The 4256-nt window shown below is 75.0% G+C and carries 2 protein-coding genes; both read left to right on the forward strand.

Going from position 1 to position 4256, the window contains the following annotated elements; translation table 11 throughout:
- The coding region (locus ACWDEX_RS37020) for an SDR family NAD(P)-dependent oxidoreductase (protein WP_450469055.1) at positions 1 to 4070 on the forward strand (4070 nt) is incomplete at its 5' end.
- Positions 4067 to 4256: polyketide synthase docking domain-containing protein (locus ACWDEX_RS37025; protein WP_450469057.1), on the forward strand; the 190-nt coding region annotated here is incomplete at its 3' end. The genes ACWDEX_RS37020 and ACWDEX_RS37025, both read left to right, overlap by 4 nt.

Consider the following 4256-nt stretch of genomic DNA (forward strand, 5'->3'; position numbering starts at 1 on the left):
ATCGTGCGGTCGTGGTGGGGCAGGACCGGGCCGAGCTCTTGGCCGGACTCGACGCCCTCGCCCGCGACGAAACCACCGACCACCTCGTCACGGGCGTAGCGGACCGGGACTCCGGTACCGTCTTCGTCTTCCCCGGACAGGGCTCCCAGTGGGCCGGCATGGCACGTGAACTGCTCGACACCTCACCGGTGTTCTCGGAGCGGATCGCCGACTGTTCCCGGGCGCTGGCGCCGTACACCGACTGGTCGCTGTCGGACGTACTGCGCGGTGCGCCCAAGGCTCCCGGTCTCGACCGTGTCGACGTGGTCCAGCCCGCTCTGTTCGCGGTGATGGTGTCGCTGGCGGCGGTGTGGCGTTCGCTGGGTGTGGTTCCCGACGCTGTGGTCGGTCACTCGCAGGGCGAGATCGCCGCCGCCCATGTGGCGGGCGCGCTCGGCCTGGACGACGCGGCGCGGGTCGTCGCCCTGCGGTCCCGTGCCATCGCCGCGCAAGCCGGCGGCGGAGGCATGGCCGCGGTCGCGCTCCCCGCCGACGAGGTCCGCTCGCTCGCGGACGGACTGCGTGGACAGGTGTACGTGGCGACCGTCAACGGCCCGTCGTCGACGACCGTCGCCGCCGACACCGACGCACTGGAGGAGCTGCTGGCGGCCTGCGCCGCCGCGGGCGTGGACGCCCGTCGGGTCGCGGTCGACTACGCCTCGCACTCCCCGCACGTGGAGCCGCTGGAGGACGAACTGCTCAAGGTCCTCGACGGGATCACCCCCACCGCCTCCGCCGTCCCCTTCTATTCCACGGTGACCGGCGAGGTCCTCGACACCGCTGCGCTGGACGCCGCGTACTGGTACCGCAACCTGCGCCACACGGTGCTGTTCGACCAGGCCACCCGGGCCCTGTTGGCCGACGGGCACCGCACCTTCGTCGAGATCAGCCCCCACCCGGTGCTGACCGCCGCCGTCCAGGACACGGCCGCCGCCGCGGCCGGCGAGGGGCCCGGCCGGGAGCCGCTGGTGACCGGCACCCTGCGGCGCGACGACGGCGGACTGCGACGGTTCCTCCTCTCCGCGGCCCACGTTCACACGCACGGCACTGTTGTGGACTGGTCGGCGGTGCCCGGTGCGCCCGACGGCGATGGCACGGTGGACCTGCCGACGTACGCCTTCCAGCGCGACCGCTACTGGCTGGGCAGCGGGTCCGCCACCGCGGACGTCTCCGCCGCCGGCCTGACCGCGTCGGAGCATCCGCTGCTGGGCGCCGCCGTCCCCCTGGCCGACGGCGGCGGCCTCGTCCTCACCGGGGTGCTCGGCCCGGACGCCCTGGCGGCCCCGGACGGTTCCGAGGCTCCGGAGAGCCGGTGGGACGCCATCCTCACCGACCTCGTCCTGCACGCCGCCGACCGGGCCGGGTGCCTGTGGACCGACGACCTGACGCTGCACACCCCGCTTGCCCCGGACACCGCCGCTGGACGCCGGCTGCAGGTGACCGTGCGGGCCGCCGACGCCTCCGGCCGCCGGCGGGTCACCGTGCACTCGCGCCCCGACGACGCCGAGGACACCGAGTGGACCTGTCACGCCGAGGCCACCGTGAACCCGGCCGACGGCGCGTCAGCCGACGGCGACGCCTTGGCCGGGGCTGCCTGGCCGCCTACCGGGGCGAGTCCGTACGTCCCCGGACCGGATGCGGCGGCCGACGCCTGGGAGGACGCCGTCGCCCGGGGTGTACGTTCGGCGTGGACGCTCGACGGCGACCTGTACGCCGAGGTCGCGCTCGACGGCGAACCGGCCGAGGATCCCGCCGGGTTCGCCGTCCATCCCGCCCTGCTCTCCGCGGTCCTCGCCACCGCCTCGGCGCACGTGGTCGGCGGCACACCGACGCGTGCCGTCGCACGCTGGGCCGGACTGCGACTGAGCGCCACCGGAGCCACCGTGCTGCGCGTCCGGCTCACCCCCCTGAGCGAGGACCGCTACCGGCTGCTGGCCGCCGGCCCCGACGGACGGCCCGTCCTCACCGCACGATCCCTCACCCTGGGCGCCCCCACCGGGGAGACCGTCGCGCCGCGGGGTGCCGGCCGTCTGTTCCAGCTCGGCTGGCCCGAGTGGCCCGCCCCGGACACCGCTGTCCCGACCGGGACCTGGACCCTCGTCGGTGACGGCGCGGCGGAGCTCGGGCCCGTCCTCGAACGCGCCGGTGTGACGGTGCGGATCTGCCCGGACCCGGCCGTCCTCGGCCCGGCGGCCGACGAGGGACCGGGCGAGGCGGCCCCGACCGCCGTGCTCTTCGCGCCCGCGGGCCCGGACACCGCGGCAGGCGACGACCGTACGTCGTCGTGCGACCCGGCCGGCGAGGCCCTGCGGGCCACCGAGGCGGTGCTCGGCCTGCTCCGGACGTGGCTCTCGGACGGCGAGGAGGCCACGGGCGACACCCCGCTGGCCGTGCTCACCCGGGACGCCGTGGCCACCCGGCCGGGGGAGGACGTCACCAGCCTCTCCGGTGCCGCCGTGTGGGGGCTGGTCCGCAGTGCTCAGGCCGAGCACCCGGGCCGGCTGCTGCTCGTCGACCTCGATGGAAGCGACGCCTCACTGCGCGCCCTGCCCGCGGTCCTCGCGGCGCGGGAACCCCAGACGGCCGTGCGTGACGGGAGACTCCACGTGCCCCGGCTGAGCCGCGAGGGTTCCGCCCCCCGGCCGGCGGCGACCGCCCCGGATCCCGCCGGGACCGTCCTCGTCACCGGTGGCACCGGCACTCTGGGGCGGATCGTCACCCGCCATCTGGTGCGCACACACGGGATGCGCCATCTGCTGCTGACGAGCCGCAGCGGTCCGGGCGCGCCGGACCTCGGGCCGTTCCTCGACGAAATCGCCGGCGCGGGTGCCGAGGCGACCGTCGTGGCCTGCGACGCCGCCGACCCGGACGCGCTGCGCGCCGTCCTGGAGGACATCCCCGCCGACCGTCCCCTCACCGCCGTCGTCCATGCGGCGGGTGTGCTGGACGACGCCACCGTCCACGCACTGACAACGGATCAACTGCGCCGGGTCATGCGGCCCAAGGCCGACGCGGCGTGGAACCTCCATCGGCTCACCAGCGGCCTGGACCTCGCCGCCTTCGTGCTGTTCTCGTCGGTCACGGGTGTCGTCGGCACCCCGGGGCAGGCCAACTACGCGGCGGCCAACGCCTTCCTCGACGCCCTCGCCCAGCACCGTGACGCTGCCGGCCTGCCGGCCACCGGCCTTGCCTGGGGTTACTGGGAGGTCGCTTCCGGCATGACTGGCCATCTGTCCCATGCCGACGTGGCCCGCATGGCCCGCACCGGTGTCGAGCCGCTACCGACGGACGAGGCGCTCGCCCTCTTGGACGAGGCCCTCGCCGCCGGTCGGCCGTTCGCCGTGCCCGCGCGGATCCCCGCCCGCGCCCCGCACGGCGGGCCACTGCCCGCCGTGCTCCGGACCCTTGTGCGCACCCCGCTGCCGCGGGCGGCGTCCTCCGTCGCCACCCCGTCCGCGCCGGAGTCCTGGGCCGAGCGACTCGCCCCGCTGTCGCCGGCCGAGCAGCATGCCCTGCTGCTCGATCTGGTCGGCACCCACGCCACGGTGGTGCTCGGCGGCGCACGTCGGGCCTTCGACGCCGACCGCGCCTTCAAGGAACTCGGCTTCGACTCCCTGACGGCGGTCGAGCTGCGCAACCGGCTCGCCGCTGCGACCGGTCTGCGGCTGCCTGCGACCCTGGTCTTCAACCACCCGACGGCCGCGGTTCTCGCCGCGCACCTGCGCGGTCTGCTCGCCCCCGCCGCACAGCCGGCGGACGACGCCTCGCCTCTGGCGCGGCTGCACTCCCTGGAGGCGGCGGTCGACTCGCTCGACCCCGCCGACACGGACACGCGCGACACGATCGCGACACGCCTCCAGGCGCTGCTGCGGATCGTCGAACGTCCCGCCGGGACCGATGCGGAATCGCCCGGCGACGATCTCACGGACGCCATTTTGTCGGCGACCCCGGACGAGATCCTCGCACTCCTCGACAGCCGAATCGGCCGGCCCTCCGGTGCCGGTTCCGACACCCAGGGGGACAGGTCATGACGACGAACGAAGCCAAGCTCACCGAATACCTGAAGCGCGTGACCCTGGACCTGCACAAGGCCGAACGGCGTCTGCGTGACATCGAGGAGCGCGCTCATGAGCCGGTGGCGGTGGTGGGTGTGGGGTGTCGTTTTCCGGGGGGTGTGGTGTCTCCGGAGGGGTTGTGGGGGTTGGTGTCGGGTGGGG

This window comes from Streptomyces sp. NPDC001020 (assembly GCF_053599115.1).